The following is a 15,452-nucleotide window of genomic DNA, read 5'->3' as shown; positions in this document are numbered from 1 at the left end:
TTTTTTTACGTCTGAGGTCTACTTCCGTAAACGAATCTGGTCGACGGCGTGTTTCTCACTCTTGGTGAGGATCAGGCTTGCGCGTTCGCGCGTCGGCAGGATGTTCTCTTTGAGGTTGACGTAGTTGATCTCATTCCACAGCCCGGTCGCCACGCTGATAGCCTCTTCTTCAGAGAGCTGGGCGTAGTTGTGGAAGTAGGAATCCGGGTCGGTGAACGCGCCTTCGCGGAACTTCAGGAAGCGGTTGATATACCAGCGTTGCAGCAAATCTTCCGGCGCATCGACATAAATTGAGAAATCGACAAAGTCAGAGACAAACACATGATGCGGATCGTGAGGATAATCCATCCCGCTTTGCAGGACGTTTAAGCCTTCCAGAATCAGGATGTCGGGCTGCACAACCGTTTTGTCGCCATCCGGGATGCGGTCGTAGATCAGATGCGAGTAAACCGGCGCGGTAACGTGAGGTACGCCCGATTTTAGATCTGAAACAAACTTTACCAGGCGGTGCATATCATAAGAGAGCGGGAAGCCCTTCTTTTTCATCAGGCCGCGTTCTTTCAACACCTCGTTGGGATGCAGGAAGCCGTCGGTGGTGATCAGCTCCACGCTGCGGTGTTCCGGCCAGCGGCTCAGCAGCGCCTGTAGCACGCGCGCGGTGGTACTTTTACCCACTGCCACGCTGCCCGCAATACTGATGATATAAGGAATACGTTGACCGTTCGTGCCGAGGAACTGTTCCAGTACGGCCTGACGGCGCAAATTGGAGCTGATATAGAAGTTAAGCAAGCGAGAAAGGGGGAGATAGATTTCTGCCACCTCTTCCAGGGAGAGATCTTCGTTTATCCCTTTTAGCCGTGCGATTTCACCTTCCGTCAGTGTCATAGGGACGGAGTCACGCAGGGCTGCCCACTGGCTACGGTTAAACTGAAGATAGGGCGTCATTAACGTTTGCTCTTTTTTGCTCATAAGCATGCTTCTGTGAACCATCACGAAACGGCGGGTGCGGGCTCATCACATAGTTAATTTTGGACAATGGGCAGGAGGTTAACACCAGATGAGAGGAATAATAAGAAAAAATATGGGAAAGCGATGCTTAACCGGGCAGGCATCACCTGGGGCTATAGCGTGCCGAAATCAGGCGTTCATGTTGAATTTTTAACCGTGAGCGGATGAATTTACAGCGGTTAGCCCTGGTTTCGAATAAAATGTGAGCGAAAGAACGTTTTATGCAATTTTTTAGTTGCATGACTGCGCAGGTCTCCATAGAATGCGCGCTACTTGATGCCGACTTAGCTCAGTAGGTAGAGCAACTGACTTGTAATCAGTAGGTCACCAGTTCGATTCCGGTAGTCGGCACCATCAAGTCCGGTGGGGTTCCCGAGCGGCCAAAGGGAGCAGACTGTAAATCTGCCGTCACAGACTTCGAAGGTTCGAATCCTTCCCCCACCACCACTTTCTGGCAGCGACAACGCCGCCGGAGCTGGTTGGAAAAATTGACCAGCTCGAACAGAAAAGAGAGAAATCTCTTTTTTTGTTACAGAAAGAACTGGGTAGCCGAGTTTCAGGATGCGGGCATCGTATAATGGCTATTACCTCAGCCTTCCAAGCTGATGATGCGGGTTCGATTCCCGCTGCCCGCTCCAATACGTGCTGATATGGCTCAGTTGGTAGAGCGCACCCTTGGTAAGGGTGAGGTCCCCAGTTCGACTCTGGGTATCAGCACCACTTCACTTCTCCCTCCCTTTCTCTCTGTTTCAATGTAAATGTATTCAACAGTTCAGGCATTTTCGCCTGGTTGATGTGGTGATATCACCGATTTATCCGTGTCTTAGAGGGACAATCGATGTCTAAAGAAAAGTTTGAACGTACAAAACCGCACGTTAACGTCGGTACTATCGGCCACGTTGACCATGGTAAAACAACGCTGACCGCTGCAATTACTACCGTACTGGCTAAAACCTACGGCGGTGCTGCTCGTGCTTTCGACCAGATCGATAACGCACCAGAAGAAAAAGCTCGTGGTATCACCATCAACACCTCTCACGTTGAGTATGACACCCCGACTCGCCACTACGCACACGTAGACTGCCCAGGCCACGCCGACTATGTTAAAAACATGATCACCGGTGCTGCGCAGATGGACGGCGCGATCCTGGTTGTTGCTGCGACTGACGGCCCTATGCCTCAGACTCGTGAGCACATCCTGCTGGGTCGTCAGGTAGGCGTTCCTTTCATCATCGTGTTCCTGAACAAATGTGACATGGTTGATGACGAAGAGCTGCTGGAACTGGTAGAGATGGAAGTTCGTGAACTGCTGTCTCAGTACGATTTCCCAGGCGACGACACTCCAATCGTTCGTGGTTCCGCGCTGAAAGCGCTGGAAGGCGACGCAGAGTGGGAAGCGAAAATCATCGAACTGGCTGGCTTCCTGGATTCTTACATCCCAGAACCAGAGCGTGCGATTGACAAGCCATTCCTGCTGCCAATCGAAGACGTATTCTCCATCTCCGGTCGTGGTACCGTTGTTACCGGTCGTGTAGAGCGCGGTATCATCAAGGTTGGTGAAGAAGTTGAAATCGTTGGTATCAAAGAGACTGCGAAGTCTACCTGTACTGGCGTTGAAATGTTCCGCAAACTGCTGGACGAAGGCCGTGCTGGTGAGAACGTTGGTGTTCTGCTGCGTGGTATCAAACGTGAAGAAATCGAACGTGGTCAGGTTCTGGCGAAGCCAGGCTCAATCAAGCCACACACCAAGTTCGAATCTGAAGTGTATATTCTGTCCAAAGACGAAGGCGGCCGTCATACTCCGTTCTTCAAAGGCTACCGTCCACAGTTCTACTTCCGTACAACTGACGTGACCGGTACCATCGAACTGCCAGAAGGCGTAGAGATGGTAATGCCAGGCGACAACATCAAGATGGTTGTGACGCTGATCCACCCAATCGCGATGGACGACGGTCTGCGTTTCGCAATCCGTGAAGGCGGCCGTACCGTTGGCGCGGGCGTTGTTGCTAAAGTTCTCGGCTAATCGCTGATAACATTTGACGCAATGCGCAATAAAAGGGCATCATTTGATGCCCTTTTTGCACGCTTTCACATCAGAACCTGGCTCATCAGTGATTAATTTTGTCATAATCATTGCTGAGACAGGCTCTGCGGAGAGCGTATAATACGAAAAGCGAATAGCATTTCGATTGGTTTGCCTCGCACTCGCGGGGTGAAAATGTTTGTAGAATACTTCTGACAGGTTGGTTTATGAGTGCGAATACCGAAGCTCAAGGGAGCGGGCGCGGCCTGGAAGCGATGAAATGGGTAGTTGTAGCCGTGCTGCTGATTGTGGCGATTGTCGGCAACTATCTTTATCGTGACATGATGCTGCCGCTACGCGCGCTTGCAGTGGTAATTCTGATTGCTGCGGCGGGTGGTGTCGCGCTGTTGACGACGAAAGGCAAAGCGACCGTTGCGTTTGCCCGCGAAGCGCGTACCGAAGTCCGCAAGGTCATTTGGCCGACTCGCCAGGAAACATTGCACACCACGCTGATTGTAGCGGCGGTAACCGCTGTAATGTCACTGATCCTGTGGGGACTGGATGGTATTCTGGTTCGCCTGGTATCCTTTATCACTGGCCTGAGGTTCTGAGATGTCTGAAGCCCCTAAAAAGCGCTGGTACGTCGTTCAGGCGTTTTCCGGTTTTGAAGGCCGCGTAGCTACGTCGCTGCGTGAGCATATCAAATTACACAATATGGAAGAGTTATTTGGCGAAGTTATGGTTCCGACCGAAGAAGTGGTTGAGATCCGTGGCGGCCAACGTCGCAAAAGCGAGCGTAAATTCTTCCCGGGTTACGTGCTGGTTCAGATGGTGATGAACGACGCGAGCTGGCACCTGGTGCGCAGCGTACCACGCGTGATGGGCTTTATCGGCGGCACATCTGACCGTCCGGCGCCAATCAGCGACAAAGAAGTTGATGCGATTATGAACCGCCTCCAGCAGGTTGGTGATAAACCGCGTCCGAAAACGCTGTTTGAACCGGGTGAGATGGTTCGTGTTAACGACGGTCCGTTTGCTGACTTTAATGGCGTCGTCGAAGAAGTGGACTACGAGAAGTCCCGCCTGAAAGTTTCCGTTTCTATCTTTGGTCGTGCGACCCCGGTAGAGCTGGACTTTGCTCAGGTAGAAAAAGCCTAAGCAGCGATCAAAAAAGCGACGATTTAATCGTTGCACAGGGCGCGAGATTGGAATACAATTTCGCGCCTTTTGTTTTTATGGGTCCCGACCCGTAAAACGAATTTTATTCACGGGGAGCCTCTCCGAGGCGTTATTACCCAATCAGAGGATTTTAGAATGGCTAAGAAAGTACAAGCCTACGTCAAGCTGCAGGTTGCAGCAGGTATGGCGAACCCAAGTCCACCAGTTGGTCCAGCTCTGGGTCAGCAGGGTGTGAACATCATGGAATTCTGTAAAGCGTTCAACGCCAAAACTGAATCCATGGAAAAAGGTCTGCCAATCCCAGTTGTAATCACTGTTTACGCTGACCGTTCTTTCACTTTCGTTACCAAAACCCCTCCAGCAGCAGTTCTGCTGAAGAAAGCAGCGGGCATCAAGTCTGGTTCCGGTAAGCCGAACAAAGACAAAGTGGGTAAAATTTCCCGCGCTCAGTTGCAGGAAATCGCGCAGACCAAAGCTGCCGACATGACTGGTTCCGACATTGAAGCGATGACTCGCTCCATCGAAGGTACTGCACGTTCCATGGGCCTGGTAGTGGAGGACTAAGAAATGGCTAAACTGACCAAGCGCATGTCCGTGATCCGTGACAAAGTTGATGCGACCAAACAGTACGACATCAACGAAGCTATCGCTCTGCTGAAAGAACTGGCAACTGCTAAGTTCGTTGAAAGCGTTGACGTTGCCGTTAACCTGGGCATCGACGCTCGTAAATCCGATCAGAACGTTCGTGGCGCAACTGTACTGCCACACGGTACTGGCCGTTCCGTACGCGTAGCTGTATTTGCTCAGGGTGCAAACGCTGAAGCTGCTAAAGCTGCCGGCGCTGAACTGGTAGGTATGGAAGATCTGGCTGATCAGATCAAGAAAGGCGAAATGAACTTTGACGTTGTTATTGCTTCTCCAGATGCAATGCGCGTTGTTGGCCAGCTGGGCCAGGTTCTGGGTCCACGCGGCCTGATGCCAAACCCGAAAGTGGGTACTGTAACGCCTAACGTTGCTGAAGCGGTTAAGAACGCTAAAGCAGGTCAGGTTCGTTACCGTAACGACAAAAACGGCATCATCCACACCACCATCGGTAAAGTGGACTTTGACGCTGACAAACTGAAAGAAAACCTGGAAGCTCTGCTGGTTGCGCTGAAAAAAGCAAAACCAACTCAGGCGAAAGGCGTGTACATCAAGAAAGTTAGCATCTCCACCACCATGGGTGCAGGTGTTGCAGTTGACCAGGCTGGCCTGAGCGCTGCTGCAAACTAATGCCTTTACGTGGGCGGTGATTTTGTCTACAATCTTACCCCCACGTTTGCTAACAAAAGTTAGCGGCTAAAAGAATTGTTCGTTGGAGCCTGGCCTATCCAGGCCTCCGTCGAAGACCGCAGGTGTTTCGCAAGAAACTTAATCCCCTGCGTAGACGGTGACAGAACGCTAAGATTATTTTAAATACTCTGGCTTGTTTCTGCTCACCGTATTAAGACGCTCTTCCCGTTGGGTCGAGTGAAGTGAGTTCCGGAACATGAGTTCCGGCAAACATCCAGGAGCAAAGCTAATGGCTTTAAATCTTCAAGACAAACAAGCGATTGTTGCTGAAGTCAGCGAAGTAGCCAAAGGCGCGCTGTCTGCAGTAGTTGCGGATTCCCGTGGCGTTACTGTAGACAAAATGACTGAACTGCGTAAAGCAGGTCGTGAAGCTGGCGTATACATGCGTGTTGTTCGTAACACCCTGCTGCGTCGCGTAGTTGAAGGTACTCAGTTCGAGTGCCTGAAAGACACGTTTGTTGGTCCGACCCTGATTGCATACTCTATGGAACACCCGGGCGCTGCTGCTCGTCTGTTCAAAGAGTTCGCGAAAGCGAATGCAAAATTTGAGGTCAAAGCTGCAGCCTTTGAAGGTGAGTTGATCCCGGCATCGCAAATCGATCGCCTGGCAACCCTGCCGACCTACGAAGAAGCAATTGCACGCCTGATGGCAACCATGAAAGAAGCTGCGGCTGGCAAACTGGTTCGCACTCTGGCTGCTGTACGCGATGCGAAAGAAGCTGCTTAATCGCAGTTATCTTTATAAAGCATTTGCTTACGTATAAACTTATTCTGATTTTCAGGAACAATTTAAATGTCTATCACTAAAGATCAAATCATTGAAGCAGTAGCAGCTATGTCCGTAATGGACGTTGTAGAGCTGGTTTCTGCAATGGAAGAAAAATTCGGTGTTTCTGCTGCTGCTGCTGTAGCTGTAGCTGCGGGCCCGGCTGAAGCTGCTGAAGAAAAAACTGAATTCGACGTAATTCTGAAAGCTGCTGGCGCGAACAAAGTTGCTGTAATCAAAGCAGTACGTGGCGCAACTGGCCTGGGTCTGAAAGAAGCTAAAGACCTGGTAGAATCTGCTCCAGCTGCGCTGAAAGAAGGCGTGAGCAAAGACGACGCAGAAGCACTGAAAAAATCTCTGGAAGAAGCTGGCGCTGAAGTTGAAGTTAAATAAGCCAACTTTTCTGGTTGCAGCCTAAGCAATTAGGCTGATGGCTGGTGACTTTTTAGTCACCAGCCTTTTTGCGCTGTAAGGCATCAGCAGCATTTCACACTGTTTGACTGCTGGTTGTCCTGACAATGCTTGTTTCTATCGACGACTTAATATACTGCGACAGGGTGCTCGCTCTGTGTAAATCGCAATGAAATGGTTTAAGCGTGATAGCAACAGGTATTGCGGAAAGTATTCAATTTTCCGGTCCACAAAATGGTGTTGCACAAACTGTCCCTTCGTCGGACAGATGGGTCGACTTGTCAGCGAGCTGAGGAACCCTATGGTTTACTCCTATACCGAGAAAAAACGTATTCGTAAGGATTTTGGTAAACGTCCACAAGTTCTGGACATTCCATATCTCCTTTCTATCCAGCTTGACTCGTTCCAGAAGTTTATCGAGCAAGATCCTGAAGGGCAGTACGGCCTGGAAGCAGCCTTCCGTTCCGTGTTCCCGATTCAGAGCTACAGCGGTAATTCCGAGCTGCAGTACGTCAGCTACCGCCTTGGCGAACCGGTGTTTGACGTTCAGGAATGTCAGATCCGTGGCGTGACCTATTCCGCACCGCTGCGCGTAAAACTGCGTCTGGTGATCTACGAGCGCGAAGCGCCGGAAGGCACCGTAAAAGACATTAAAGAACAAGAAGTCTACATGGGTGAAATTCCACTCATGACGGACAACGGTACTTTCGTTATCAACGGTACTGAGCGTGTTATCGTTTCCCAGCTGCACCGTAGCCCGGGCGTCTTCTTCGACAGCGATAAAGGTAAAACGCACTCTTCCGGTAAAGTACTGTATAACGCACGCATCATTCCTTACCGTGGTTCATGGCTGGACTTCGAATTCGATCCAAAAGACAACCTGTTTGTCCGTATCGACCGTCGTCGTAAGCTGCCTGCAACCATCATTCTGCGTGCACTGAACTATACCACTGAGCAGATCCTGGACCTGTTCTTTGAGAAAGTGATCTTTGAAATCCGCGACAACAAGTTGCAAATGGAGTTGGTGCCGGAACGTCTGCGTGGTGAGACCGCGTCGTTCGACATCGAAGCCGACGGCAAAGTGTATGTGGAAAAAGGTCGCCGTATCACCGCGCGCCACATCCGCCAGCTGGAAAAAGATGATATCAAACACATCGAAGTTCCGGTTGAATACATTGCAGGAAAAGTAGCCGCGAAAGATTACGTTGATGAATCAACTGGCGAGCTGATCTGCCCGGCGAACATGGAGCTGAGCCTGGATCTGCTGGCTAAGCTGAGCCAGTCTGGCCACAAACGTATCGAAACGCTGTTCACCAACGATCTGGACCACGGTCCGTACATCTCTGAGACTGTACGCGTCGACCCAACCAACGATCGTCTGAGCGCGCTGGTCGAAATCTACCGCATGATGCGTCCTGGTGAGCCACCAACTCGCGAAGCGGCTGAAAGCCTGTTCGAGAACCTGTTCTTCTCCGAAGACCGCTACGATCTGTCCGCGGTTGGTCGTATGAAGTTCAACCGTTCTCTGCTGCGCGACGAGATCGAAGGTTCCGGTATCCTGAGCAAAGACGACATCATTGAAGTGATGAAGAAGCTCATCGATATCCGTAACGGTAAAGGCGAAGTGGACGATATCGACCACCTCGGCAACCGTCGTATCCGTTCCGTAGGCGAAATGGCGGAAAACCAGTTCCGCGTTGGCCTGGTACGTGTAGAGCGTGCGGTGAAAGAGCGTCTGTCTCTGGGCGATCTGGATACCCTGATGCCTCAGGATATGATTAACGCGAAGCCGATTTCTGCGGCAGTGAAAGAGTTCTTCGGTTCCAGCCAGCTGTCTCAGTTCATGGACCAGAACAACCCGCTGTCTGAGATCACACACAAACGTCGTATCTCCGCACTCGGCCCAGGCGGTCTGACCCGTGAACGCGCAGGCTTTGAAGTTCGAGACGTACACCCGACTCACTACGGTCGCGTATGTCCAATCGAAACGCCTGAAGGTCCAAACATCGGTCTGATCAACTCCCTGTCCGTGTACGCACAGACGAACGAATACGGTTTCCTCGAGACCCCGTATCGTAAAGTGACCGACGGTGTTGTTACTGACGAAATTCATTACCTGTCTGCTATCGAAGAAGGCAACTACGTTATTGCTCAGGCGAACTCCAACCTGGATGACGAAGGCCACTTTGTAGAAGATCTGGTTACCTGCCGTAGCAAAGGCGAATCCAGCTTGTTCAGCCGCGACCAGGTTGACTACATGGACGTATCCACCCAGCAGGTGGTATCCGTCGGTGCGTCCCTGATCCCGTTCCTGGAACACGATGACGCCAACCGTGCATTGATGGGTGCGAACATGCAACGTCAGGCCGTTCCAACTCTGCGTGCTGATAAGCCGCTGGTTGGTACCGGTATGGAACGTGCTGTTGCCGTTGACTCTGGTGTTACAGCAGTTGCTAAGCGTGGCGGTACCGTTCAGTACGTTGACGCATCCCGTATCGTTATCAAAGTTAACGAAGACGAGATGTATCCGGGCGAAGCGGGTATCGACATCTACAACCTGACCAAATACACCCGTTCTAACCAGAACACCTGTATCAACCAGATGCCATGTGTGTCTCTGGGTGAGCCAGTTGAGCGCGGCGACGTGCTGGCAGACGGTCCGTCCACCGACCTCGGTGAACTGGCGCTCGGTCAGAACATGCGCGTAGCGTTCATGCCGTGGAACGGTTACAACTTCGAAGACTCCATCCTCGTCTCCGAGCGTGTGGTTCAGGAAGATCGTTTCACCACCATCCACATTCAGGAACTGGCATGTGTGTCCCGTGACACCAAGCTGGGGCCAGAAGAGATCACCGCTGACATCCCGAACGTGGGTGAAGCTGCGCTCTCTAAACTGGATGAATCCGGTATTGTTTACATCGGCGCGGAAGTGACCGGCGGTGACATTCTGGTTGGTAAGGTCACGCCGAAAGGCGAAACCCAGCTGACGCCAGAAGAGAAACTGCTGCGTGCTATCTTCGGTGAGAAAGCGTCTGACGTTAAAGACTCTTCTCTGCGCGTACCAAACGGTGTTTCCGGTACGGTTATCGACGTTCAGGTCTTCACCCGTGACGGCGTTGAGAAAGATAAGCGTGCGCTGGAAATCGAAGAGATGCAGCTCAAACAGGCTAAGAAAGACCTGTCTGAAGAACTGCAAATCCTCGAAGCAGGTCTGTTCAGCCGTATCTATGCGGTGCTGGTTGCCGGTGGCGTTGAAGCTGAGAAGCTCGACAAACTGCCACGCGATCGCTGGCTGGAACTGGGCCTGACCGACGAAGAGAAACAGAATCAGCTGGAACAGCTGGCTGAGCAGTATGACGAACTGAAACACGAGTTCGAGAAAAAACTCGAAGCGAAACGCCGCAAAATCACTCAGGGCGACGATCTGGCACCAGGCGTGCTGAAGATTGTTAAGGTGTATCTGGCTGTTAAACGTCAGATCCAGCCTGGTGATAAGATGGCAGGTCGTCACGGTAACAAGGGTGTTATCTCTAAGATCAACCCGATCGAAGATATGCCGCACGATGCTAACGGTACGCCGGTAGATATCGTACTGAACCCACTGGGCGTACCGTCTCGTATGAACATCGGTCAGATTCTGGAAACCCACCTGGGTATGGCTGCGAAAGGTATCGGCGATAAGATCAACGCCATGCTGAAACAGCAGCAGGAAGTCGCGAAACTGCGCGAGTTCATCCAGCGTGCCTACGATCTGGGTACCGACGTTCGTCAGAAAGTCGACCTGAACACCTTCAGCGATGAAGAAGTGCTGCGTCTGGCAGAGAACCTGCGCAAAGGTATGCCAATTGCAACGCCGGTATTCGACGGTGCAAAAGAAGCTGAAATTAAAGAGCTGCTGCAACTGGGTGGTCTGCCAACGTCTGGTCAGATTACGCTGTTTGACGGCCGTACCGGTGAACAGTTCGAGCGTCCGGTAACCGTAGGTTACATGTACATGCTGAAACTGAACCACCTGGTCGACGACAAGATGCACGCTCGTTCTACCGGTTCTTACAGCCTGGTTACTCAGCAGCCGCTGGGTGGTAAGGCTCAGTTCGGTGGTCAGCGCTTCGGGGAGATGGAAGTGTGGGCGCTGGAAGCATACGGCGCAGCATACACCTTGCAGGAAATGCTCACCGTTAAGTCTGATGACGTGAACGGTCGTACTAAGATGTATAAGAACATCGTAGACGGCAACCATCAGATGGAACCGGGCATGCCAGAATCCTTCAACGTACTGTTGAAAGAGATTCGTTCGCTGGGTATCAACATCGAACTGGAAGACGAGTAATTCTCGCTCAAACAGGTCACTGCTGTCGGGTTAACGCCCGACAGCAGAGTGTGCTAACTCCGACGGGAGCAAATCCGTGAAAGACTTATTAAAGTTTCTGAAAGCGCAAACTAAAACCGAAGAGTTTGATGCGATCAAAATTGCTCTGGCTTCGCCAGACATGATCCGTTCATGGTCTTTCGGTGAAGTTAAAAAGCCGGAAACCATTAACTACCGTACGTTCAAACCTGAGCGTGACGGCCTTTTCTGTGCGCGTATTTTCGGGCCAGTAAAAGATTACGAGTGCCTGTGCGGTAAGTACAAGCGCCTGAAACACCGTGGTGTGATCTGTGAGAAGTGCGGCGTTGAAGTGACCCAGACCAAAGTACGCCGTGAGCGTATGGGCCACATCGAGCTGGCGTCTCCGACCGCTCACATCTGGTTCCTGAAATCTCTGCCGTCCCGTATCGGTCTGCTGCTGGATATGCCGCTGCGCGATATCGAACGTGTTCTGTACTTCGAATCTTATGTGGTTATCGAAGGCGGGATGACCAATCTGGAACGTAACCAGATCCTGACCGAAGAACAGTATCTGGACGCGCTGGAAGAGTTCGGTGACGAATTCGACGCGAAGATGGGTGCGGAAGCTATCCAGGCCCTGCTGAAGAGCATGGATCTGGAGCAAGAGTGTGAAACTCTGCGCGAAGAGCTGAACGAAACCAACTCCGAAACCAAGCGTAAAAAGCTGACCAAGCGTATCAAACTGCTGGAAGCGTTCGTTCAGTCTGGTAACAAACCAGAGTGGATGATCCTGACCGTTCTGCCGGTTCTGCCGCCAGATCTGCGTCCGCTGGTTCCGCTGGATGGTGGTCGTTTCGCAACGTCGGATCTGAACGATCTGTACCGTCGCGTGATCAACCGTAACAACCGTCTGAAACGTCTGCTGGATCTGGCTGCGCCGGACATCATCGTACGCAACGAAAAACGTATGCTTCAGGAAGCAGTCGATGCCCTGTTGGATAACGGTCGTCGTGGTCGTGCGATCACCGGTTCTAACAAACGTCCTCTGAAATCTTTGGCCGACATGATCAAAGGTAAGCAGGGTCGTTTCCGTCAGAACCTGCTCGGTAAGCGTGTTGACTACTCCGGTCGTTCTGTAATCACCGTAGGTCCATACCTGCGTCTGCATCAGTGCGGTCTGCCGAAGAAAATGGCACTGGAGCTGTTCAAACCGTTCATCTACGGCAAGCTGGAACTGCGTGGCCTCGCCACCACCATCAAAGCCGCGAAGAAAATGGTTGAGCGTGAAGAAGCTGTCGTTTGGGATATCCTGGACGAAGTGATCCGCGAACATCCGGTACTGCTGAACCGTGCACCAACTCTGCACCGTCTGGGTATCCAGGCCTTTGAGCCAGTCCTGATCGAAGGTAAAGCGATCCAGCTGCACCCGCTGGTTTGTGCGGCCTATAACGCCGACTTCGATGGTGACCAGATGGCTGTTCACGTACCGCTGACGCTGGAAGCCCAGCTCGAAGCGCGTGCGCTGATGATGTCTACCAACAACATCCTGTCTCCAGCGAACGGTGAACCTATCATCGTTCCTTCTCAGGACGTTGTACTGGGTCTGTACTACATGACCCGTGACTGTGTTAACGCCAAAGGCGAAGGCATGGTGCTGACTGGCCCGAAAGAAGCTGAGCGTATTTATCGCGCTGGCCTGGCCTCTCTGCATGCGCGCGTTAAAGTGCGTATCACCGAATACGAAAAAGATGAAAACGGCGAGTTCGTTGCGCACACCAGCCTGAAAGACACGACCGTTGGCCGTGCCATTCTGTGGATGATCGTACCGAAAGGTCTGCCTTTCTCCATCGTCAACCAGGCGCTGGGCAAGAAAGCGATCTCCAAAATGCTGAACACCTGTTACCGCATTCTGGGTCTGAAGCCGACCGTAATCTTCGCTGACCAGACAATGTACACCGGCTTTGCTTATGCAGCGCGTTCAGGTGCATCTGTTGGTATCGATGACATGGTCATCCCAGAGAAGAAACACGAGATCATCTCTGAAGCGGAAGCTGAAGTTGCTGAGATCCAGGAGCAGTTCCAGTCTGGTCTGGTAACCGCAGGCGAACGTTACAACAAAGTTATCGATATCTGGGCTGCGGCGAACGATCGTGTATCTAAAGCGATGATGGATAACCTGCAAACCGAAACCGTGATTAACCGTGACGGCGTAGAAGAGCAGCAGGTCTCCTTCAACAGCATCTACATGATGGCCGACTCCGGTGCGCGTGGTTCTGCGGCACAGATTCGTCAGCTGGCAGGTATGCGTGGTCTGATGGCGAAGCCAGATGGCTCCATCATCGAAACGCCAATCACCGCGAACTTCCGTGAAGGTCTGAACGTACTCCAGTACTTCATCTCCACGCACGGTGCGCGTAAAGGTCTGGCGGATACCGCACTGAAAACGGCGAACTCCGGTTATCTGACGCGTCGTCTGGTTGACGTTGCGCAGGATCTGGTCGTCACCGAAGACGATTGTGGCACCCTCGAAGGTATCACCATGACCCCGGTTATCGAGGGTGGTGATGTTAAAGAGCCGCTGCGCGATCGCGTACTGGGTCGTGTGACCGCGGAAGACATTCTGAAGCCGGGCACCGCAGACATTCTGGTTCCACGCAACACCCTGCTGCACGAACAGTGGTGTGACCTGCTGGAAGCGAACTCTGTTGACTCCGTGAAAGTGCGTTCCGTTGTATCCTGTGACACCGACTTTGGTGTGTGTGCGCACTGCTACGGTCGTGACCTGGCGCGTGGCCACATCATCAACAAAGGTGAGGCTATCGGCGTTATCGCGGCACAGTCCATCGGTGAGCCGGGTACACAGCTGACGATGCGTACGTTCCACATCGGTGGTGCGGCATCTCGTGCGGCTGCTGAATCCAGCATCCAGGTGAAAAACAAAGGTAGCATCAAGCTCAGCAACGCGAAGTCGGTTGTGAACTCCAGCGGTAAACTGGTTATCACTTCCCGTAACACCGAGCTGAAGCTGATCGACGAATTCGGTCGTACCAAAGAGAGCTATAAAGTGCCTTACGGTGCGGTTATGGCGAAAGGTGATGGCGAGCAGGTTGCTGGCGGTGAAACCGTTGCAAACTGGGATCCACACACCATGCCGGTTATCACCGAAGTAAGTGGTTTCATCCGCTTCACTGACATGATCGACGGCCAGACCATTACTCGTCAGACCGACGAGCTGACCGGTCTGTCTTCTCTGGTGGTTCTGGATTCTGCTGAACGTACTACCGGCGGTAAAGATCTGCGTCCTGCACTGAAAATCGTTGATGCTCAGGGTAACGACGTTCTGATCCCTGGTACCGATATGCCTGCGCAGTACTTCCTGCCGGGTAAAGCGATTGTACAGCTGGAAGATGGCGTACAGATCAGCTCTGGTGACACCCTGGCGCGTATTCCTCAGGAATCCGGCGGTACCAAGGACATCACCGGTGGTCTGCCACGCGTTGCGGACCTGTTCGAAGCACGTCGTCCGAAAGAGCCTGCGATCCTGGCTGAAATCAGCGGTATCATCTCCTTCGGTAAAGAGACCAAAGGTAAGCGCCGCTTGGTTATTACGCCAGTAGATGGCAGCGAGCCGTACGAAGAGATGATTCCTAAGTGGCGTCAGCTCAACGTGTTCGAAGGTGAACGCGTAGAACGTGGTGACGTGGTTTCCGATGGTCCAGAAGCGCCGCACGACATCCTGCGTCTGCGTGGTGTGCATGCTGTTACCCGTTACATCGTTAACGAAGTACAGGACGTATACCGTCTGCAAGGCGTTAAGATTAACGATAAACACATTGAAGTTATCGTTCGTCAGATGCTGCGTAAAGCAACCATCGAAAACGCGGGCAGCTCCGACTTCCTGGAAGGCGAGCAGGTTGAATACTCACGCGTTAAGATCGCTAACCGCGATCTGGAAGCGAACGGCAAAATCGGTGCGACCTTCGCACGCGATCTGCTGGGTATCACCAAAGCGTCTCTGGCAACCGAGTCCTTCATCTCTGCTGCATCGTTCCAGGAAACCACTCGTGTCCTGACCGAAGCGGCTGTTGCAGGTAAACGTGATGAACTGCGCGGTCTGAAAGAGAACGTTATCGTGGGTCGTCTGATCCCGGCCGGTACCGGTTATGCGTACCACCAGGATCGTATGCGTCGTCGCGCAGCGGGCGAACTGCCAGCTGCACCGCAGGTGACTGCCGAAGATGCATCCGCGAGCCTTGCAGAACTGCTGAACGCAGGTCTGGGCGGTTCCGACAACGAGTAATCGTTGATGCCCGGTAGGTAAAATTACCGGGCATATGAATCACAGGTCGGGTAAGCGTAGCGCCACCCGACAATAAAAAACCCGCCTCGGCGGGTTTTTTTAC

The 15,452-nt window shown here is 52.3% G+C and carries 10 protein-coding genes and 4 tRNA genes; 13 read left to right on the top strand and 1 reads right to left on the bottom strand.

Annotated elements, in window-relative coordinates; translation table 11 throughout:
- Positions 1-18 precede the first annotated feature (18 nt).
- Positions 19-969, bottom strand: coding sequence for a type I pantothenate kinase (coaA, locus tag SK58_RS00750; RefSeq protein ID WP_015569977.1), 951 nt, complete (start codon positions 967-969; stop codon positions 19-21).
- A 317-nt stretch (positions 970-1,286) separates the two neighbouring features.
- Here coaA and SK58_RS00745 point away from each other — a divergent pair.
- The 13 genes from SK58_RS00745 to rpoC all read left to right on the top strand — a co-directional run bounded on the left by SK58_RS00745 (position 1,287) and on the right by rpoC (position 15,349).
- Positions 1,287-1,362 (top strand) — tRNA-Thr (locus tag SK58_RS00745).
- An 8-nt stretch (positions 1,363-1,370) separates the two neighbouring features.
- Positions 1,371-1,455: transfer RNA gene (locus tag SK58_RS00740), tRNA-Tyr, on the top strand.
- Positions 1,456-1,571: 116 nt separating this feature from the next.
- Positions 1,572-1,646 (top strand) — tRNA-Gly (locus SK58_RS00735).
- Positions 1,647-1,652: 6 nt separating this feature from the next.
- A tRNA-Thr gene (locus tag SK58_RS00730) sits at positions 1,653-1,728 on the top strand.
- A 118-nt stretch (positions 1,729-1,846) separates the two neighbouring features.
- Positions 1,847-3,031 carry an elongation factor Tu gene (gene tuf / locus SK58_RS00725; RefSeq protein WP_022646700.1) on the top strand — a complete coding sequence of 395 codons (1,185 nt, stop codon included), beginning with the start codon at positions 1,847-1,849 and terminating at the stop codon, positions 3,029-3,031.
- A gap of 227 nt (positions 3,032-3,258) precedes the next feature.
- Entirely contained in the window at positions 3,259-3,642 is a 384-nt protein-coding gene (gene secE / locus SK58_RS00720) for a preprotein translocase subunit SecE (protein ID WP_003862342.1), read from the top strand.
- Between the two features lies 1 nt (position 3,643).
- Entirely contained in the window at positions 3,644-4,189 is a 546-nt protein-coding gene (gene nusG, locus SK58_RS00715) for a transcription termination/antitermination protein NusG (RefSeq protein WP_003862341.1), read from the top strand.
- A 156-nt stretch (positions 4,190-4,345) separates the two neighbouring features.
- A complete protein-coding gene (gene rplK, locus SK58_RS00710) occupies positions 4,346-4,774 on the top strand; it encodes a 50S ribosomal protein L11 (RefSeq protein ID WP_003862340.1) in 429 nt (142 codons plus the stop codon).
- A gap of 3 nt (positions 4,775-4,777) precedes the next feature.
- On the top strand, positions 4,778-5,482 hold the full coding sequence (rplA, locus tag SK58_RS00705; protein ID WP_006810530.1) for a 50S ribosomal protein L1: 705 nt from the start codon (positions 4,778-4,780) through the stop codon (positions 5,480-5,482).
- A gap of 289 nt (positions 5,483-5,771) precedes the next feature.
- A complete protein-coding gene (rplJ, locus tag SK58_RS00700; protein WP_003862338.1) occupies positions 5,772-6,269 on the top strand; it encodes a 50S ribosomal protein L10 in 498 nt (165 codons plus the stop codon).
- 66 nt (positions 6,270-6,335) lie between these two features.
- Entirely contained in the window at positions 6,336-6,701 is a 366-nt protein-coding gene (rplL, locus tag SK58_RS00695; protein ID WP_002445276.1) for a 50S ribosomal protein L7/L12, read from the top strand.
- A gap of 319 nt (positions 6,702-7,020) precedes the next feature.
- Positions 7,021-11,049, top strand: a complete 4,029-nt coding sequence (gene rpoB / locus SK58_RS00690) for a DNA-directed RNA polymerase subunit beta (RefSeq protein WP_015569976.1) — start codon at positions 7,021-7,023, stop codon at positions 11,047-11,049.
- Positions 11,050-11,125: 76 nt separating this feature from the next.
- A complete protein-coding gene (gene rpoC, locus SK58_RS00685) occupies positions 11,126-15,349 on the top strand; it encodes a DNA-directed RNA polymerase subunit beta' (protein ID WP_017384083.1) in 4,224 nt (1,407 codons plus the stop codon).
- Positions 15,350-15,452 lie beyond the last annotated feature (103 nt).

The organism is Enterobacter sp. BIDMC93, assembly GCF_001037805.1.
GTDB lineage: Bacteria > Pseudomonadota > Gammaproteobacteria > Enterobacterales > Enterobacteriaceae > Enterobacter > Enterobacter hormaechei_C.
Note: the sequence above shows the minus strand (reverse complement) of the source record. Positions and strands in the feature narration are given on the sequence as shown.

What these genes read in the sequence shown, in the direction of transcription:
- nusG (WP_003862341.1), top strand. Translation starts at nt 3,644, where the DNA reads ATGTCTGAAGCCCCTAAAAAGCGCTGGTACGTCGTTCAGGCGTTTTCC.
- rplK (WP_003862340.1), top strand. Translation starts at nt 4,346, where the DNA reads ATGGCTAAGAAAGTACAAGCCTACGTCAAGCTGCAGGTTGCAGCAGGT.
- tuf (WP_022646700.1), top strand. Translation starts at nt 1,847, where the DNA reads ATGTCTAAAGAAAAGTTTGAACGTACAAAACCGCACGTTAACGTCGGT.
- rplJ (WP_003862338.1), top strand. Translation starts at nt 5,772, where the DNA reads ATGGCTTTAAATCTTCAAGACAAACAAGCGATTGTTGCTGAAGTCAGC.
- rplA (WP_006810530.1), top strand. Translation starts at nt 4,778, where the DNA reads ATGGCTAAACTGACCAAGCGCATGTCCGTGATCCGTGACAAAGTTGAT.
- coaA (WP_015569977.1), bottom strand. Translation starts at nt 969, where the DNA reads ATGAGCAAAAAAGAGCAAACGTTAATGACGCCCTATCTTCAGTTTAAC.
- secE (WP_003862342.1), top strand. Translation starts at nt 3,259, where the DNA reads ATGAGTGCGAATACCGAAGCTCAAGGGAGCGGGCGCGGCCTGGAAGCG.
- rpoB (WP_015569976.1), top strand. Translation starts at nt 7,021, where the DNA reads ATGGTTTACTCCTATACCGAGAAAAAACGTATTCGTAAGGATTTTGGT.
- rplL (WP_002445276.1), top strand. Translation starts at nt 6,336, where the DNA reads ATGTCTATCACTAAAGATCAAATCATTGAAGCAGTAGCAGCTATGTCC.